Origin of the sequence: Sphingomonas sp. 22176, from assembly GCF_052045505.1 — a bacterium.
Lineage (GTDB): Bacteria > Pseudomonadota > Alphaproteobacteria > Sphingomonadales > Sphingomonadaceae > Sphingomonas.
Window position 1 is genome coordinate 63981 of the sequence record NZ_JBQEPL010000002.1, and the last position, 16514, is coordinate 80494.

The 16514-nt window shown below is 61.9% G+C and carries 18 protein-coding genes and 4 pseudogenes; 13 read left to right on the forward strand and 9 right to left on the reverse strand.

Annotation, left to right across the window (positions count from 1 at the left end):
- Positions 1 to 35: 35 nt before the first annotated feature.
- On the reverse strand, positions 36 to 380 hold the full coding sequence (locus ACTJKY_RS08160) for a winged helix-turn-helix transcriptional regulator (protein ID WP_440845334.1): 345 nt from the start codon (positions 378 to 380) through the stop codon (positions 36 to 38).
- Between ACTJKY_RS08160 and ACTJKY_RS08165 the strand changes: the two genes are divergently transcribed.
- Both ACTJKY_RS08165 and ACTJKY_RS08170 read left to right on the forward strand, forming a co-directional pair.
- Positions 306 to 1466 (forward strand): aromatic alcohol reductase, encoded by a 1161-nt coding sequence (locus tag ACTJKY_RS08165; RefSeq protein ID WP_440845335.1) that lies wholly within the window; start codon positions 306 to 308, stop codon positions 1464 to 1466. The two genes, ACTJKY_RS08160 and ACTJKY_RS08165, sit on opposite strands and share 75 nt — an antisense overlap.
- 52 nt (positions 1467 to 1518) lie before the next feature.
- On the forward strand, positions 1519 to 1965 hold the full coding sequence (locus tag ACTJKY_RS08170) for an ester cyclase (RefSeq protein WP_440845337.1): 447 nt from the start codon (positions 1519 to 1521) through the stop codon (positions 1963 to 1965).
- 222 nt (positions 1966 to 2187) lie between these two features.
- On the opposite strand, the gene ACTJKY_RS08175 is transcribed toward ACTJKY_RS08170, so the two are convergent.
- The 4 genes and pseudogenes from ACTJKY_RS08175 to ACTJKY_RS08190 all read right to left on the reverse strand — a co-directional run bounded on the left by ACTJKY_RS08175 (position 2188) and on the right by ACTJKY_RS08190 (position 5580).
- Positions 2188 to 2556, reverse strand: a complete 369-nt coding sequence (locus ACTJKY_RS08175) for a nuclear transport factor 2 family protein (protein ID WP_440845339.1) — start codon at positions 2554 to 2556, stop codon at positions 2188 to 2190.
- 268 nt (positions 2557 to 2824) lie between these two features.
- Positions 2825 to 4030: an FAD-dependent monooxygenase gene (locus ACTJKY_RS08180; protein ID WP_440845341.1), complete on the reverse strand. Its 1206-nt coding sequence runs from the start codon at positions 4028 to 4030 to the stop codon at positions 2825 to 2827.
- A 32-nt stretch (positions 4031 to 4062) separates the two neighbouring features.
- Entirely contained in the window at positions 4063 to 4563 is a 501-nt protein-coding gene (locus ACTJKY_RS08185) for a MarR family winged helix-turn-helix transcriptional regulator (protein WP_440845343.1), read from the reverse strand.
- Between the two features lie 223 nt (positions 4564 to 4786).
- A pseudogene (locus ACTJKY_RS08190) lies at positions 4787 to 5580 on the reverse strand (IS5 family transposase).
- Between the two features lie 982 nt (positions 5581 to 6562).
- Between ACTJKY_RS08190 and ACTJKY_RS08195 the strand changes: the two are divergent.
- The 5 genes and pseudogenes from ACTJKY_RS08195 (at position 6563) to ACTJKY_RS08215 (ending at position 8548) form a co-directional block, all read left to right on the forward strand.
- Positions 6563 to 6766 carry a hypothetical protein gene (locus ACTJKY_RS08195; RefSeq protein WP_440845345.1) on the forward strand — a complete coding sequence of 68 codons (204 nt, stop codon included), beginning with the start codon at positions 6563 to 6565 and terminating at the stop codon, positions 6764 to 6766.
- 94 nt (positions 6767 to 6860) lie between these two features.
- Positions 6861 to 7040, forward strand: a pseudogene (locus tag ACTJKY_RS08200) (hypothetical protein); the annotation flags it as partial.
- Positions 7039 to 7779 (forward strand): annotated as a pseudogene (locus ACTJKY_RS08205) (methyl-accepting chemotaxis protein); the annotation flags it as partial. The pseudogenes ACTJKY_RS08200 and ACTJKY_RS08205, both read left to right, overlap by 2 nt.
- Before the next feature lie 116 nt (positions 7780 to 7895).
- The gene (locus ACTJKY_RS08210; RefSeq protein ID WP_440845347.1) at positions 7896 to 8174 is read left to right on the forward strand and encodes a hypothetical protein; all 279 of its coding nucleotides are present in this window, start codon (positions 7896 to 7898) and stop codon (positions 8172 to 8174) included.
- Positions 8174 to 8548, forward strand: a complete 375-nt coding sequence (locus tag ACTJKY_RS08215) for a response regulator (RefSeq protein WP_440845349.1) — start codon at positions 8174 to 8176, stop codon at positions 8546 to 8548. The genes ACTJKY_RS08210 and ACTJKY_RS08215 overlap by 1 nt, the downstream gene beginning before the upstream one ends.
- A gap of 22 nt (positions 8549 to 8570) precedes the next feature.
- Here the strand turns inward: ACTJKY_RS08215 and ACTJKY_RS08220 are convergent, their stop codons facing one another.
- Positions 8571 to 9572 (reverse strand): sensor histidine kinase, encoded by a 1002-nt coding sequence (locus ACTJKY_RS08220; RefSeq protein ID WP_440845351.1) that lies wholly within the window; start codon positions 9570 to 9572, stop codon positions 8571 to 8573.
- Positions 9573 to 9704: 132 nt separating this feature from the next.
- Here ACTJKY_RS08220 and ACTJKY_RS08225 point away from each other — a divergent pair, with 132 nt between their 5' ends.
- The 6 genes and pseudogenes from ACTJKY_RS08225 to ACTJKY_RS08250 all read left to right on the forward strand — a co-directional run bounded on the left by ACTJKY_RS08225 (position 9705) and on the right by ACTJKY_RS08250 (position 14619).
- Entirely contained in the window at positions 9705 to 9944 is a 240-nt protein-coding gene (locus ACTJKY_RS08225; protein WP_440845353.1) for a DUF6894 family protein, read from the forward strand.
- A 374-nt stretch (positions 9945 to 10318) separates the two neighbouring features.
- Complete coding sequence (locus tag ACTJKY_RS08230) at positions 10319 to 10588, forward strand: SDR family oxidoreductase (protein WP_440845355.1); 270 nt, start codon at positions 10319 to 10321, stop codon at positions 10586 to 10588.
- 21 nt (positions 10589 to 10609) lie between these two features.
- Positions 10610 to 11726, forward strand: a pseudogene (locus ACTJKY_RS08235) (IS3 family transposase).
- Positions 11727 to 12509: 783 nt separating this feature from the next.
- The gene (locus ACTJKY_RS08240; RefSeq protein WP_440845357.1) at positions 12510 to 13418 is read left to right on the forward strand and encodes an ArdC family protein; all 909 of its coding nucleotides are present in this window, start codon (positions 12510 to 12512) and stop codon (positions 13416 to 13418) included.
- Positions 13415 to 13624 (forward strand): sigma factor-like helix-turn-helix DNA-binding protein, encoded by a 210-nt coding sequence (locus ACTJKY_RS08245; RefSeq protein WP_440845359.1) that lies wholly within the window; start codon positions 13415 to 13417, stop codon positions 13622 to 13624. The genes ACTJKY_RS08240 and ACTJKY_RS08245 overlap by 4 nt, the downstream gene beginning before the upstream one ends.
- A gap of 71 nt (positions 13625 to 13695) precedes the next feature.
- Positions 13696 to 14619, forward strand: a complete 924-nt coding sequence (locus ACTJKY_RS08250) for a HEPN domain-containing protein (protein WP_440845361.1) — start codon at positions 13696 to 13698, stop codon at positions 14617 to 14619.
- 42 nt (positions 14620 to 14661) lie between these two features.
- On the opposite strand, the gene ACTJKY_RS08255 is transcribed toward ACTJKY_RS08250, so the two are convergent.
- The 3 genes from ACTJKY_RS08255 to ACTJKY_RS08265 form a co-directional block, all read right to left on the reverse strand.
- Positions 14662 to 15171: a MucR family transcriptional regulator gene (locus ACTJKY_RS08255; RefSeq protein ID WP_440845363.1), complete on the reverse strand. Its 510-nt coding sequence runs from the start codon at positions 15169 to 15171 to the stop codon at positions 14662 to 14664.
- Positions 15172 to 15349: 178 nt separating this feature from the next.
- Positions 15350 to 16116, reverse strand: a protein-coding gene (locus ACTJKY_RS08260) for an IS5 family transposase (protein ID WP_440846305.1) whose coding sequence is annotated in 2 segments (ribosomal slippage) — positions 15350 to 15778 and positions 15781 to 16116 — 765 coding nt in all. Because the reading frame shifts where the segments join, the coding sequence is not laid out codon by codon here.
- 30 nt (positions 16117 to 16146) lie between these two features.
- Positions 16147 to 16413, reverse strand: a complete 267-nt coding sequence (locus ACTJKY_RS08265) for a conjugal transfer protein TraD (protein WP_440845365.1) — start codon at positions 16411 to 16413, stop codon at positions 16147 to 16149.
- Positions 16414 to 16514: the final 101 nt, after the last annotated feature.

Genomic DNA, 16514 nt, shown 5'->3' on the forward strand with positions numbered 1-16514 from the left:
GCCGCTCCGCGCAAAGAGCCGCTTTCAATCAGAGATCAGGACGTTTGGGAGCCCACTTTGTCAACACCACCTAGATCGAATCGAGTGCGTGCCGCCCTGAACTTCGGCGCATTGTCGATGATCCAGGTCCAAAGCGGCATCATTCCGACGAGCAATCCCCGTCCAAGGGGGGTAAGCGTGTAATCGACCCGCGGTGGCACTTCCCCATAGTCACGGCGGAGAATGAGCCCATCGCGTTCCAGGTGACGCAAGGACCGGGTCAACATGCGCTGCGTGACCCCTTCGAGCCGGCGTGCCAGTTCTGCATGGCGCAGCGTACCGGCAACTCCCAGGGCATGGACGATACCGAGCGCCCATCGGTTGCCGGCATGGGCCAGCACCTGCCGCTTCAGCCCGTCATCATCGTCGCTGAGCGCATCGCAGGCCGCTTGCGAGTGCGCAATCACGGCATCGAAGTCCAAGTCGTCAAGCGGTATCACGCGTGTGCCTTCTTCTTATTACCGACCGTGCTTCCATTTTTGCATCAGGATCACAAGGAGCTCCTGATGCCAGAAACAAAGATCACCACCCCCACTACCCTTGTCGTCGGTGCAGGAGAACTGGGACTAGCCGTCATCAACGGCCTGTTGGAGCGGCATCCCGAGAACGTGGGATCGATCAGCGTCCTTCTCCGGCCATCCGTCGACGCAGTGCAGGAGCAACTTGCTCGCCAGTTGCAGGACAAGGCACTCCACATCGTTCGCGCAGATCTTGCGACGGAGACGGTCGAAGGCCTTGCCGCCATCTTCGCGCCCTTCACGACGATCATCTGCTGCACCGGGTTCGTCGGCGGCCCCGGCACCCAACGGAAGATCACCAAGGCCGTTATTCAAGCCGGGGTCGAACGCTATGTGCCTTGGCAGTTCGGCGTCGATTACGATGTGGTCGGGCACGGCAGCGGGCAACCGGTGTTCGATGAGCAGTCGGACGTACGCGACCTGCTGCGCGGGCAATCCGCCACGGAATGGGTCATCGTTTCGACGGGCATGTTCACCAGCTTCCTTTTCAAGCCGGCCTTCGGCCTGGTCGATCTCGAACGACCCAGGGTGCATGCGCTCGGTAGTTGGGACAACCGGCTGACGGTGACCACCTCGAACGATATCGGGCGGCTCACCGCCGCGATCCTCGCGCATGAACCGCGCATCCGAGATGAGGTGGTGTACGTCGCAGGGGATACGTTCTCCTACGCCCAGCTTGCCGACATGGTCGAAGGGCATTTGGGTCGCGATGCGGAACGGGTGCTATTGGATATGGACCAACTGCGGTCCGAAGTCGCGTCACACCCGGACGACGGGATGCGAAAGTACCGCCTTGCCTTTGCCCGCGACACCGGCGTCGCCTGGGACAAGGACCGGAGCTTCAATGTCGCGCAGGGCATCGATCTCACCGACGTGTCGAGGTGGTTGAAGCAGCGGAAAGGCGCCTAAGATGGGACGTTTTGGATCTGTATATCCCACGAGATTGAATGATGCCGCGGCGGTGGCCTTCGCGCGTCCTGACGTGCTGGTCAGCCCCGACGGGGCTGCTTCCATTCTCGCGAACATCGCGGCGACCTATTACGGCTTCTGGAACAACGGCAGCGCCGCGCTGTTCGAGGCGACCGTTTCCTCCGGCTACGAAGATCGCACGTTGCCTGCTGGTCGACGGCAAGGCCCGTCAGGTCTCGCCGATGCCAGGGCGGCCTTTTTTGCAGCGTTCCCTGATGGCCGGGTGAAGGTCCTCCAACAGATGCTGGTGGGGGATCGTATTGTCAGCCATCTTCGCGTCACGGGCACTTTCACGGGGAGCCGCAAAGGTGCGGAAGGGGCCGGGCAGGCGATCGATTACTTGGCGACCGACATCATGCGGGTCGTTGACGGGCTGATTGTCGAGAACTGGCACGTCGAGGATCACGAAACGCTGCACCGGCAGCTGGCCGTCTCGTAAAAACTATCCCGCAACTAGAGCCTTGGACTTTCCGACGATTTCAGTTTTCCATCCTGCTCGAGATAGCCTGATCGTCCAGTCGGCTACAAGCATACTGAATAGGAAGCAGTAGAAGATCGTTTAATGGCGCGACCGGTCGGCACGCGCAGGGAGGGCTTGGGCGAACGTAGACGCCCTGCCCCCCCCCCGACGGGGACGATTTCCGAGATAGATATTGCAGCGTCACCTGAACTCGCCTCGCCAATCGTAAAGCATTGCCGTCGTGGCATATTCACGCAGATACGAGAGTTTACCATCCCGCAGCTTCGCGATGGTTGCACCATCGAAACACTGTTCCTCACCACGCCATGTGTAATGGAAGGTCCATTCCGCCGTTTCCTCCTCGGACGAGCATCGTAGATCGCGGATAGACCAATCTATAACCCGTCCGTCCTGTGCCAACCACGTCGACACCCATCGTGCTACCCAATCATGCCCTCGGTATACTGGCCCAAAGCTCTCGATGACGACGCAATCTGGGATGAGCGTCGCGAGTATCGCCTTTGCGTCGTGTGCATGCCATCCAGCTATGTACTGCTCCAACAATGTCATGGAAGCGATCGCCTTTTCTAAAACTTAGCCTTGATAAAACGCCTCAGCATCGTGTCCGGTCGATCAGGACGTGGTAACCGCTGAACCTGCTTATTCCTCAAACAACGTCCCTATCAGCAACGCCGGCGGCTCGCAGCTCTATGCTGGCCGAGCGCCAGCAACCCCGCGGTCCAAGGGATACGTGAAAGACGGCAGTTAGCCGATTTCGTAACGGTCCCAAGCCGTCGGGACCGCACGCAGCCATCCACCTGCAAGCGCATCGCAGGTATCAGTTAGTCGGGGCCGGGTAGCGGGACAGGTTAGGCGATTTCGGTGGGTTGGAGAGTAGCTTGGCGCCCAGGTTCCGGAGGGGGGGCTTGCTTGCGACGTTCAGCGTGCCGTGCAGGAGTTTTATGCCGATGTTCGAGCGCGGGTGCATCAGACGCGTTCCGAACTTCGGCACTCCCTGTCCGTCATCTACCATCGGCCGCATCGCCGCCTCGTAGGCAGTGAGCGCCGTCCCGATGTCGTCTGTGCGTTGCAGCTCGCCGGCGAGCACACATGCGCCGGTCAGCGAAAGAGTGGCGCCGATGCCGGCAAGCGGCGTCGCGCACCAGGCCGCGTCACCGGTCAAGACGACGCGACCACTGGACCAGCGGTCCATCCTCACTTGACGCAGCACGTCGAAATAGAAGTCGTCAATGGTGTCCATCCCGGCGAGGATGCGATCGGCCTGCCACCCCGCATCCGCGAAACGGTCACGCATATACGCCTTCTGCTTTTCCCGGCCCCATTCGTGCTCGCCGTGGGCGACTTCTTGTATCGCAAGATTGGCCCGCATGGTGCCATGATTGTCGGGGCGTAACGAAATGCTGCGACCGCCGGGCGCATTGTACCAGCGCCATAGCCGATCGTCGCCGGGTTCTCGTGGAATGGTGAAATAGGCGATAGTTAGATTCATCCAGCGGGGCTTGTTCTCCCCGGCGAACATCAGTTCGCGCGTGCTGGAACCGACCCCTTCCGCGACAACCACCAGATCAAAGGCTTCCGTCTCGCCGTCATCGAACGTGACGTCGACACGATCCGTGTCGTGAGCGCTGCCAGTAATGCATTTGATGGTCGTACCGAAGCGATAGGTGACCTGCGATTTCGCGTCTTCGTAGAGTAGTCCGGCCAGATCGCCGCGGAGGATTTCAAGCTCAGCCGTAGGGCCATCACCATCCAGCTCCTTGTTGGCAAACCGGGCGGCGATGCTGTTGTCGGCGTTGACCCAGGCTGTGCCCTCCTCGCCGGTCCCACGATCAAGGGCCTTGCGATCAAGGCCCATGCGCTCGAGCACCTCGCGGCCGACACCACGGACATCAATGTTCTGCCCGCCGTCGCGGAACTTCGGCGCGCGCTCGACCACCATCACGTCATGGCCATAACGCCCCAGCCACGAGGCGGTGGCATTGCCTGCGATACTGGCACCAGAGATCAGAATGCGATGAGACATGCGGTAGGAACCTCCTTACCACCTCAGAAACATCACGCGTGATGTATTGTTCCGTCTGCTGCTTCGTAATTGGCGATGAACCTCTGAAGCAGGGTCACCAGCCCAGTTGCCTCGCTGTCGGAAAAACCCGCTAGACCCCTTTGGTTTGCAGCGATCAGAGCATCGCCGCCAATGCGCGCGGCATCGTGGCCTGCTTCGGTCAGCCGTACCGAGGCCGCGCGTCGATCAGTTGTTGAGGTCGTGCGTGTGACGAAATCCATTGCCTCCAGCTTGTCGAGCAGGGCGGCCATCGCCGGTTGCTTTACAGCAGACCAGCGCACGAGATCGCGTTGGAGAAGTGGCCCCTTCCATGAAAGGAGAAGAAGCGGGCTGATGAGAGCCATCGTCAATCCATACGGACGCAATGCCGTATCCACCTGTCGATTGAACAGCCGAGCCGCATGGTTGGCAAGATAGCCCGGAGCGACCGCTGCATCAGGATAAACGTCATTGGAATCCGTCATATCGTCGATTGTCTGCATCATCGGCATCATATTGCCAACAGGCACGCCCTCAGGTGGACCTGACGATGCAGGGGTTTGCCGACCGGCGACAAGTGGGCGTAGCGTGAGCCAGGAATCAAGCGTCGCCAGACGGTGTAATCGGTGTTTTCTGGGGTCGCGGGCACCATTGTCTCTCTCGACTTTTGAGTGTGCTTCGAATGCCTCGAGTGTTTGAACGTCGAAGTTTCGTGCTGAATTTTTCGCTTCGTTGAGACTAGGTCCTGTTGACAAAGTTGAATAACCACCGTCGGATGGCGGCGAGCTTGAGGAAGCTGGCGAACGACAGCGTAGTTTTGTCCTAGCGGGTGGCGATGCGGCGTTGATGCTTGAGGTGCCCGAACATGCGCTCGATGCGATTGCGGTCCCGGTATCGATGGAAGTCGCAGGCGATGGGGCAGCGCCGGTAGGCCTTTGGCGGGATGATCGGCAGGATGCCGCGGATCAACAGCTTCGCCCGCACCGCATCGCCATCATAGCCTTTGTCGGCCAGCAGCGCCTTGGGTTTGTTGACCGGCAGCGTCATGAGGTCATCGACAGCGCCGTAATCCGACGCTTCGCCGCCGGTCAGGAGGAAGCCGAGAGGGCGTCCCTGATTGTCACAGCGGGCGTGGGCTATGCACGTAAAGCCGCCGCGTGATCGACCAAAAGCCTCCTTATGAATCCTCCTTTCGCGCCCGCTGCCGAAACATGGCCGCGAACCGTGGTGCCGTCGATCATGTGCTGCCAGTCGTCGGTCAACCCGAACTCGACCAGCGTGGCCAGCATCGCATCCCAGACGCCTTGTTCCGCCCAACGCCGGAACCGCACATAGACTGAGTTCCACTTGCCGTAGCACTCGTGCATGTCCCGCCGGTGGAAACCGACCCGCAGCACATGCAGCATGCCGTTCAGAAATCGCCGGTTGTCATGGGGGGCGCCTTCCGGCCGCGCTCGGACGGCAGCAGGCTTTCGAGCACCGCCCATTTCCTCGCCCGTCAGATCGCCACGCGCCGTTGCCGCTCCGCGCAAAGAGCCGCTTCCAATCAGAGATCAGGACGTTTGGGAGCCCAATTTGTCAACACCACCTAGCAGGACGCGTCGACCGGCTGATTCCTTGCCGTAGTGGGAGAGCCTTGCCGACCCGATCATCACTGGGCGAGACGAGATCGGGCATCCCAAGCTCTATGCCGAGATTGCCGAACCATGTCTGTGGGATGGCGCACAAATATGCGCAGCCGGCCTGTGTGGGCTTTCGCTTCCTCGACCTGACAGCCACCCATTGCGCGATGAAACAGCTGCGTCAGCTTTGCTCCGTTCCGATGGAACACTGATTCTAAAATATGTGCCGCGCACGGGCACATTGGCGAGTCCGACCTGCACCAGGTCACGCTCACCCCAGCGAGCAATGCGGACAGAACGGTCGAGCGCCGACAGGAAGGCATCGGGCCCGTGCGTATTCGCCGCGCGACCTGGTCCGACCTGCCCACGATGTATAACGTCGTGAATGCTCTCGCAGACCTACCGATCATGGAACCGCGCGGCGTTCTAACCTGCTGAAAGGAGATGAAGTGGCAGACGATAAATCCAAAATAGGTGGGCGGCGCCGCCAGCGGATCTCGCTCAACGAGGACTATGAGGTCCGGGCCTGAATGGTGTCCTTCGGCGTCTCGATGGAGAGGCTAGTCGAGGCAGTGAACGCCGCTGGCGATCGGGTGAACGATGTGGGCGAGTATCTGAAGCGTCAACTCGACCAATGGTTAGTGTCTCGCCGAGCACAGCCAAGGCTCGTTCGGCATCTTTCGGGGCGTTCGTGCTCAGGCGACCACCCAAGGAGGGTATTGCTTTGAATACTCGGTATGTAAGCTACAGTAACCTCTGGCGACTATCGGTGTCATACCCAATATGAGCTAAATTGTATCCTTGTTGGTAAGTGCATGTCGGCTCAGCGTAATATTACGTACTGACTTGTCGTTCAGGCATCGGTTAAAGAAGCGAAAAGAAAGGTAGGGCTATGCATTACCGTTTTTATCGCTTGAGCCGAAACGACCACATCGTCTCCGGCGATGATGTTGAAGCCGCGCACGATGATGAAGCGGTGGAGAAGGTCTCGCAAAGTGGCAGGAGCGCATGGGAGTTGTGGTGCGGCACCAGAAAAGTGGCCAGCGCCCTGCTTCCCAACGAGCGCGAGCAGCCCGCGGTTATGGTCTACGGGTAGATTCGCGTTAAGCGGCGCCGGAAGGGCCGCTAGCCACCTGATTGTGTTGCAAGACGCCGCCTTGAAGTCGTTGTGACGGTCTGATTCACTCTCGTTGGACGGCGGGAGACGTGCGGATGATGGGCGAACCGTGTCGCAGGAGTCGCTGTTCTACAGCTTCAGCCTGGAGCGGTACGTGCCGGCGGACCACCTGCTTCGCTTGATCGACCGCTTTGTCGACCTGTCGGACCTGGGCGAGCAGTTGCGTCCGTTCTACACCGACACGGGGCGCCCGCATCAGGGCAACCGCCGCCGCGGCGACACAGACGGTCACGCGGGGAACTGGCGACATTCAGGTCGTAGGATCGGGACGTAGCGTAGCGGATGAAGCGATGCAGGCAATGAACCGTGTGTCGGAGAGCGCCAAGGGCATCGATACCGTCATCGAGGGCCCCGACAAGATCGCCTTCCAGACCCGGGTTCTCGCTATGAACGCTGCGGTTGAGGCAGGCCGAGCCGGCGAAGCGGGCCGCGGCTTCGCAGTCGTGGCAGATCTCGTCTCCGCGCTTGCGATGCGCGCGGAGGAAGAGGCTGGCCGTGCGCGCGACCAACTCACCGCTACCCAGTCTGACGTGAATGCCGCTGTGGATATGGTGCGCCGGGTGGACAGCGCCCTTGGCGAGATCGTCTCGGACGTGAACCAGGTGCATGGCCTTCTGGAGACCATGGCGACGGACAATCAGGCGCAGGCCACTACGGTCACCCAGGTCTCCACTGCCGTGAACAGCATCGATCAGATGACGCAGCAGAATGCCGCAATGGTCGAGCAGACCTCGGCTGCCGCGCGCAATCTAAACTCTGAGGTTGTGTCACTGAAGGAGCGCGCCTCGCACTTCCAGACCGGTAGCCGGAGCTACAACCATAAGCCGCAACCGGCGCGAGCAGCTGCAAGCACCAACTTGGTCCGACCCCAGCGGTCGGTCGCCGCGGTGCGCAGCCTCGCCCTCGAAACCGAGGATTGGTCCAGCTTCTAAGATCGGTTGATTGGTCCGCTGCCCTGCGGCCGCATACTCTGGAGCAGCAGGACTTCCCAACCAGGCCAGAGGGGCGCGCTCTGGTCTGCAATGCCTAATCGCAATCGGTGGAACCCATGACTCACAGAACCGAGGCGTTGGAACGCATCGCGGCCTATATCGCCGAAATTGACAGCCTCGCGCCGCAAATGCCGAGTGCAGCTTTAACGCGCGACCTTCATGGCATCGCTGAGTGCTGCCGTGACCTGCTCGCGTTCATCAGCGACATGCCAGAGGCGTTCGATGCAAATGCGCCTTGGTGGAGCGAGTGGCTCGCCCGTTCTAAACCGTTGATTCATATCAATTCTCAGGAACATCAAGCGGGCCGCCGCGCTGTCGATGACGGGAGTTGCTAATGGCCACCAAAAAAGCCTCAACGGTCCTCGTCGTTGACGATGAGACCTTCGTGCGGATGATCGCGGCCGATACACTTGAAGAGAGCGGGTTTCGCGTGATTGAGGCTCCGAATGCCCTGGAGGCACTGGACATTCTCGCTCAACACCAGGTCGCCGTAGTCTTCACCGACATCAACATGCCGGGATCCATTGATGGCTTGCAGCTCGCCGACATCGTCGCGGTGCGCTACCCCCACGTGAAAGTGATTGTCACCTCTGGAAGGCAATGGCTTCCGCCGGAAGCGCTTCCTGACGACAGCGTATTCCTGCCAAAGCCGTATCGGCCCGCCGACCTCGCAGCTCTCGTGGTAAAGCAGGCCGCACGTTCGGGGTGAGTTGCCTGTGTGTGGGCTGAGGTCAGAGCGCCAACCGGGCCCGACTGACTTTCAGCGTTACGATCAAGCCGTCTCGGTTCCAATCATAGTCGATTGTGCCGCCGAGCTGACCGGCCACGCTGCGCTGAACGAGCTGGCTACCGAAGCCGAGGGTGCGATCAGGCACTTCGACCTGAGGGCCGCCGCGTTCAAGCCAGGTGATGACAAGCATTTCCCCTTCCGAGATGCTGGATACGTCGAGTGTCCCTATTGGCGAAGCCAACGCGCCATACTTCATCGAGTTGGTTGCAAGCTCATGGACCACCAGGGCGAGCGCTGTTGAGGCGGTTTTACCCACGCCCATTCGCTCGACCGCGACACGGATGCGGCCCTTGAAGGCTCCCAGATCGTCATAAGGCGCCAAGAGTACCGTTATCAGATCTCCCAAGAGCGCTGCGTTGCCCTGTCCTCCCGGAAGGGGCCGAACCAGGTCGTGTGCGCGGCCAAGGGCGGTCAACCTCCCGATCAGCTCGTTGGCCATCTCCTCGGCGCTAGCGGCGGATCGAGAAGAAAGGGACGTAAGGCTAGTCGCTATCGAAAGCAGGTTCTTCACGCGGTGACTCATCTCACCCGCGAGCAACTCATTACCCTCTTCCGCCTGTTTGCGGCCCGTCACATCCAGAAAAATGCCGAACACAGTACGGTCGATTGGCCTTCCGCCTCCGCCCTGCCCGCGAGCTGCAACCCAGCGGACCGTACCATCGACCACGATCCGGAAATCGGTCTCATGCGGTCCCAGCATCGCGCGGGTCGCCATGAACGCCGATCGGACGCGATACCGATCGGCAGGGTGGATCTTTGCAGACAGCTCTTCGAACGTGACGACCTTACGCCACTCCAGCCCCCAGAGGTCGAACCCCTGCGCATCCATCGTGAAGGCGTCGCTCTCGAAATCCCAGGCCCACAGCGCCACCCCCGCGGCCATGACGGCCCGCCGAAGTTGCTCGGGAGACCATTCATGCACGCCAAATTCTGCCCCAGTCATTTGTTTCCTCCTGAAAGCGGTCGACTATGTCTCGTCTCCTTGGGGATCTGCCAGCGATGGGCCGGCTTCTGCCGGAAGCGGCCCATCGGATCCCGGTTTTGGAACCGAGGTTTGCAACACGCGTTTAGGGAAATGCCTAGGTTCTTGTTTCACGTAGTCAACGACATTAATGTCCCCGATGAGGAAGGCCGGGAGCTTACCAGTCTAGCTATGGTTGACCTCGTCGCGATCGACGCTGCCAGAGAACTCCCAGCCACTTCCGTCCGACAGGGGAAACTGAACCTCAAATACAGGTCGATGTGGAAGACGAAGCTGGTAAGGTCCTCCTCTCGGTACCCTTCGAAGATGCCATTAATCTCACGACGTAAGTGAACGGCGGTGACCACCTATTCATCATCTCGGTCGGGCGATCGGCAACCGAGCCAAAAGCAGCCGGTCCACCCCCTGGCCCTACTCGTGAAGGCGATGTATGACAAACAGGTGTTTCCCGCCGCAACCGGACGCCATTTAGCGCTGACGAAAGTGTGCCTATCAACGCTGACATTTACATAACTGGCAATAGCTAGCATTCTCGAAAAGGATCGTTTTCGGAGCAGCGGATGCGGCCAACTCCGTCGTCTGCTATATTTTTGCGTAATTGTCAGGTCTGAGAATAAGCACGTCCTCATAACGGGCGGAACACGCGTCATGGGGGTGGCTGGCGCGAAGCGTAGCGTCAGGGAGGCGGCATTGTTATAGCCACGGGGTTGAACCCGGATCGAGTCAGCAGCACGCAACGCGCCCTCGGCGATGGTGGGCATGTCATCGCGAGTGACGCCGGCGATCCTTCCAAGGTTGCATTGCTCGTCGAGGCGGCGATCGGGGCAGGTGGGCTCGACGGATTGTGGCTAAACCCCGCCTATGCCGCGCTCGGCAGGCCTGAAGAGGTCGATGCTGATTCCTTTGATCGGATGATGGCCGCCAATGTCTCGGGACCGATGACCTGCTCCCCAGAAATCATGCCACTGGTAAGTTAGCTCGTCAGATGGAGACGAGTGATGCGGCGAAGCCGATTTACCGAGGATCAGATCATTGGGGTGCTGCGGGAGCATGAGGCTGGCGTGAAGACCGCCGACCTGTGCCGGAAGCACGGGATCAGCGATGCGACCTTTTACACCTGGAAGTCGAAATATGGCGGCCTGACAGTTTCCGACGCCGCGCGGTTGCGGGCGCTGGAGGACGAGAACCGCCAGCTGAAGAAGCTGCTGGCGGAGTCGATGCTCGACGTGTCGGCGCTGAAGGATTTGCTGGGAAAAACTGACGCGGCCTGTGGAGCGCTACGCTGCGGTGGAGAAGCTGATGGCCGATCACGGTTTCTCCGAGCGTCGTGCCTGTAGGCTGATCGGGGTCAATCGGTCGGCGTGGCAATATGACCCGCTTCGCGCGAAGGACGATGCTGTCCGCCAGCGGATGGGCGAGATCGCGAACGAGCGTCGTCGGTTCGGCTACCGACGGCTGGCGATCCTGCTGCGACGTGAGGGCAAGGGCATGAACCTGAAAGGTGTACCGGCTGTATCGCGAGGAGCGGCTGACGGTGCGCAAGCGTGGCGGCCGCAAGCGGGCGCTCGGCACGCGGGCACCGATGGCGATTCCGCAGGAACCCAATCAGCGCAGGTCGCTCGACAACGCGCTCGGACGCATTGGCCTGCGGCCGGCGGTTCCGCATGCTGAACGTCATCGACGATTACAGCCGGGAATGCCTGGCCTGTATCGTCGACACGTCGCTGTCGGGCCGGCGGGGCGTTCGTGAACTGGCCGCTATCGCCGAACGTCGCGGGCTGCCGTGCATGTGGTCAGCGACAACGGTACTGAACTGACCAGTCACGCCGTCCTGGCCTAGTGCCAGGATACTGGGGTCGAGTGGCACTACATCGCGCCGGGCAAGCCGCAGCAGAACGGCTTCGGCGAAGCTTTAATGGTCGCTCGCGCGACGAGTGCCTGAAGGAACACCTGTTCCCATCGCTGGCGGCAGCCAGACGGATCATCGAAGCATGGCGGATGGACTACAACACCGTGCGTCCGCACAGCAGCCTTGGCGGATTGGCATCCGCTGAGTTTACGAGCCGCCCCCGTCAGGGGCATAAGGACACCCGAGCTAAGTCATCCGCGGACTGAAAACGGGGAGCAGGTCGGCACTTCTATCACCTTAGAATCGTTCGGGGGTTGGTGGAGCGCTCCGGGCCAAGTTTGCGCTGCGCGGCTGGTCGTGAAAAGAGCCTGGTTGGGGCCAGATGGGATGACGTGGGGACTTTCGGGCACCTGTCGTAGAGCAGGAAGCGCCTGAAGTTCAATGCGGGCGTGCCAGGGCGTCTCACGCCTTTGGCGTGACCGCGCTTGCACGCCGCTGGCGCGGCGCCGAGTCGGCTGAGTCGCCTCGGCCCTTCGGGTTTTAATCGCGGACGCTGCCGTTCCTGTGGATCGGGCCGGCAGGTGCCGGCAGCGGAACGCGGGTGCGGTGTGCGCGCTGGCGCACGCCTTCGGCGACACCAGGGCGCGCATGTTGCTGGTGCCCGCGTGGCACACTTGCCCGGGCGGGAGGCACGGGCGGCGGTTGGCGCACGTGCTGGCGCGCGCACGCCGCCCGCGCGGCCCGCCCGGTTGCAAGGGTGCGGTTCTTGTCCGGGCGCCGGTGGCGCCCGGCAGCGCGGTTGCGCTGACAAGATCGACGCCGCGCTGCGGCGCGGCGGCGTTGTGCATCCGGCACGCGGACGGGCAGGGGGAGCGTCGCTCGCCTTTAGTCCTGCCGCGGCATGCCGCAAGCCGGGCTTTGCCCGGCTCCTCCACGTTGTTTCGGCCTTCGGTGCGGCCTGCCTCTGACGGCAGGACTGCCGGTTCGCTCCTGCCGCTCCCCCCGCCCTTCCGGCGCCGGTTGCGGTGTTTTGAAAAGGAGAAGGGACCATGGGTGTTGGACACGAGAACCGCGCGAGCCTCTATGCCGAGGTGACAGGACGGGTGATTGCCGAACTGGAGCAGGGGCGGCTGCCCTGGGTGCAGCCTTGGGATGCTGCGGCGTGTGGCTGTGCGATGCCGGCCAATGCCGTGACCGGGCGGCGCTATTCGGGGATCAATGTGCTGATCCTCTGGGCGGCGGTGATCGAGGGGCGGTATGCGTCACAGCGCTGGCTGACCTTTCGGCAGGCGCAGGCGGCGGGTGGGAGCGTGCGGCGCGGCGAGCGGGGGACGACGATCTGTTATGCGGATCGTTTCACGCCCAAGGACGAGGCTGAGCGGGCGCGGGACGAGGACCGCGAGGCGCGGCAGCTGGCGTTCCTCAAGCGGTTTACCGTGTTCAACGTCGATCAATGCGAGGGGCTCCCCGAGCGGCTGGCGACGGTGGCGCAGGACGCGCCGGTTGCCGAGGCGGACCGCATTCCTGCTGCGCACGCGCTGATGGAAGCATGTGGGGCCGATATCCGGATTGGCGGCGGAGAGGCCTATTACAGCCCCGGTGGCGACTATGTCGCGGTGCCACCGCAGTTGGCATTCTACAGCCGGATCAACTGGTACCGGACAGCGCTCCACGAACTGGGGCACTGGACCGGGCATGGCTCACGGCTGAATCGCGAGCAGTCGGGCGCGTTCGGGAGTGCCGCCTACGCTCGCGAGGAGCTGGTTGCGGAGATGGCGAGCGCGTTCACCTGCGCGTCGCTGGCAATCCGTCCAACCGTTCGGCACGCTGATTATGTCGGCAGCTGGCTGGCCGTGCTGCGCGAGGATGAAAAGGCGATCTTCCGGGCGGCGAGTGCGGCCAGCAAGGCGGCCGATTACCTGCTTGGGTTCGTCTCGGACGGGGAGACGGGCCAATGACGCGCTGGCTTCGACTGCGGCGGATGCGCCGTGCCTTTCGCGCGTTGCCGGAGCGCGATCGCGCGATCTTCGGATCGGTGCGGTTCGAAGATTTGGACTACATCGAAGCGGCCCAGCGGCATGGCTGCACCGTGGAAGAGGTCGAGCAAACCGTTGCCCGCGTGCTGATTGCGCTCGGTCGGGCAGAGCAGGGCGAACAGCCATGAGCGATGCGACACCTCGCCCGGTCAAACCGGGCGAGGTGTACGCCGCGGCATCATCGCGTTAGGATCGATCCATGAGGACCAGCCTCGACCATCTGCCCCCAGCCAAGCAGCGCGAGCTGGAGCGCGTCGTCCAGATCCTGTTCGAGGAGTTTGGCGACGCGATCGCCATTGCCACCTCCGACTGGAAGAAGCAGGCGCGCATTCTCAAGGTGATCCTCTACGGCAGCTATGCGCGCGGCGGTTGGGTCGACGAACCGCATACCGCCAAGGGCTATCAGTCGGACTTCGACCTGCTGGTCATCGTCAACAGCGACAAGCTCACCGACCGGGTGGAGTTCTGGGCGACCGCCGAGGATAGGCTCAACCGCGAACTGGCGATCACGAAGACGCTGCGCACCCCAGTCAATTTCATCGTGCACACCCTGCATGAGGTGAATGATGGCCTGGCGCACGGGCGTTATTTCTTCATGGACGTCGCCCGCGATGGCATCGCGCTCTACGAGAGCGAACCCACCGAACTGCACCAGCCTAAGCCGAAGACGCCTCCGCAGGCGCTGGCGATGGCGCAAGAGTATTATGGCGAGTGGATGCCGAGCGCCCAAGACTTCTTCGATGGGTGCAAGGATGCGGTCGCGAGAGGTAAGCTGAAGAAAGCTGCTTTCGACCTACATCAGGCGGCCGAGCGCCTCTATCACTGTGTGCTTCTGGTCTGCACATTCTACACCCCGCACGTTCACAATCTTGGTTTCCTGCGCACCCAGGCAGAGCGCATCGACCCGCGGTTGATTGACGCTTGGCCGCGCGATCAGCGCATCGACCGTTCGCGGTTCGAGAAGCTGAAGGAGGCCTATGTGAAGGCGCGCTATTCCAAGCACTACCGGATCAGCGACGAGGAACTGGCGTGGCTGGGCGAGCGCGTCGAAATGCTGGGGCAGGCGGTGCAGGTGATCTGCGAAGAACGCATCGGGGCGCTGGAGCAAGCTGCCGCCGCATGATCGTCGCGCGGCGAGGCATGCAGCCTCGGCGCGCGATTGGATTCAGGCAGTGGGTGCCGCCTTCGCGCGCGGCTTGCGCGCGGGTTTCGGGGCGGGCGCTTCGGCGGGTGCGTTGCGCGCTGCGCGGCCCTTGGCACCGAGGCCGATCTTGTGCGCCATCGCGCGGCGCTGCTCCGAATAGGTCGGCGCCACCATCGGATAATCGGCCTTCAGATTGTAGCGCGCGCGATATTCCTCGGGCGTCAGACCGTGCGTGCTCAGATGCCGGCGGAGCGTCCGATACGGCTTGCCGTCGATCAGCGAAATAATGTGGTCTTTCGAAGCCAGCGATTTGCGGACCGAGACGGCGGGCGTGAACCCTTCCGACGCAGGTTCTTCGCTCGCGCCTTCCATGCTCGCGATGCCGCCTGAAAGTGCAATCACATCTGCGTGCATCGTGCGCAGAAAGGTGGAGACATCCTCCATAGACGCGCGATTGTTCGGGTTCGATAACCAGGCAATGGTGAGGTCGCTTGCGAGTTCAACGGGGTCGGTATTGCTCTGCTCAGACATTCTGAGTCCCTGCTCCTTGTTTTTCGGCATGCTGCCGACCTTATGATTATAGGAGCGTGGGTGCTCCGTCTGCCAAAATATGTTGGAAGATGCGGCGGCATTACGCATTTTGCAGCTGCTCGAACGCGCGACGCCCATGCCATTGCCATAATGTCAGAGCCTGATCCTGTTGTTCGTTTTAGGGCCCGGACTCACAAAACCACATAACGGTGGCAGCGAGGCGTATGCTGCCGAGGAAGACGGCGGCGGTGTGGTCATAGCGCGTGGCGAGGCGTCGGCAGTCCTTGAGGCGGCAAAACATGCGTTCGATGGCGTTGCGGCCCTTGTAGAGGCTGCGGCTGAAGCAGCTTTCCCAGCGTCGGTTGGCCTTGGGCGGGATGTTGGGAACAGCACCCTGCCGCTCGATGAGGTCGCGGATGCGGTTGGTGTCATAGGCGCGGTCGGCATGGACAATGCAGCGGGCCGGCAGGCCGTCGAGCAATGCCTCTGCTGCCCGACAGTCTGCTGCCTGGCCAGGCGTCAGGAGGAAGGCGAGCGGCTTGCCTTGGGCGTCGGCGATGGCATGGATCTTCGTGTTGCGCCCGCCTCGACTGATGCCGATTGCCTGGACGTACGCCCCCCTTTTCCGCCGGCAGCCGAACGGTGGGCCTTCACATGCGTGCTGTCGATCAGAACCTCAGCCGGTGGCCCGCCGGCAGCGGCCAGTGCTTCGAATACCGCCTGCCAGACGCCCTTTTCCGACCAACGCTTATGCCGATTGTACAGCGTCTTGTGCGGACCATAGGCGCTCGACGCGTCCTTCCAACGGCAGCCTGCCTGCAGCACATGGACGATGCCGCTGATCACCCTACGGTCGTCGACCCGCGGCACACCTCGCGGCTTGTTTGGCAGCAGCGGTCGCAGCCGATCCCACTGCTCGTCGTTCAGCCAGAACTCTCCCGGCAACTCACCCTCCACATCAATGTCAAGCGTGAATCACATCTCTCGCGCCCAGGGAATCCCATTTATGGGTCCCAGCCCTAGCGTGGCAGCCGCGTCGATCATCACACAGAACAATACGGCGCGATCATCGTCGGCGAGTTCGACCAGTCCGGCTTTGGTAACCAGGCCGCCGAGCTCGATTAGCTGGCGCGTTCGCTCGCGTCGCTTCACTACCCATTCCTGCCTGTCATTCCGCGCCGTGCGCTTCCAGCCGGTGCCGTGCCGCCGTATCCGATACCGCATGCGGACGAGCGCTGCCACGAGCTTTGCCCTGCCGCTAAAAGAACATCCGGGCACTCATCATACCCGATTGGCGTCGGGATCAATTCCTTCCTGACTGTCCTATCGCTGCTCGCGCGAGC